At 53.8% G+C, this 600-nt stretch carries 1 protein-coding gene; it reads right to left on the bottom strand.

The genetic code is table 11. From position 1 onward, the window contains the following. A partial coding sequence (locus tag H0X90_RS36120) for an ATP-binding cassette domain-containing protein (protein ID WP_196438436.1) occupies positions 1-369 on the bottom strand: 369 nt, incomplete at its 3' end. Positions 370-600: the final 231 nt, after the last annotated feature.

The following is a 600-nucleotide window of genomic DNA, read 5'->3' as shown; positions in this document are numbered from 1 at the left end:
CCATGCGTCAATAGCATCCAGCTTGCCATGAATGGTCGCAATGGCGTGCCCGTCGTTACGTTCGTTGGCGTCGTGTAGCTGCGCTTCTAGTTGACGATATTCACGGTCGCCGTCAATGACAAATTCCAGCGCCGCTTGCGGTAACGCCGGCGTTTCCTGATTCACCCACGCCAGTTGCCAGCTTCCCGGAAAGGTGTAGCTGCCGCCGTCGGCGCTGATTTCATTTTTCAGCAATGCCAGCAGGGTAGATTTACCACAGCCGTTTTTACCCACCAGGCCGACTTTCTGCCCAGGGTTGATGGTGGCGGTGGCATTATCCAGCAGGACGCGCACGCCGCGACGAATTTGTAACGAGGAGAAAACAATCATAAGTTGCCGTATGTTCAGACTATGTTAACTTATCATTATGATAATGTAATGTATGGGCGAGCTGCCGCACCGGGCGCAATGGTAGCCCAAAACAGCGACTATACACAAAAACCATACCGGGAGGGGGATGATGTCTCAGCCAGCGAAAGTTTTGCTGCTGTATGCCCATCCGGAATCTCAGGACTCGGTGGCAAACCGGGTACTGCTTAAACCGGCCACGCAGCTCAGCAA

Source organism: Burkholderia sp. 9775_39, from assembly GCF_015712225.1.
Classification (GTDB): domain Bacteria; phylum Pseudomonadota; class Gammaproteobacteria; order Burkholderiales; family Burkholderiaceae; genus Burkholderia; species Burkholderia cenocepacia.
The sequence above is the reverse complement of the archived record's forward strand: the minus strand, read 5'-3'. Positions and strand labels throughout refer to the sequence as shown.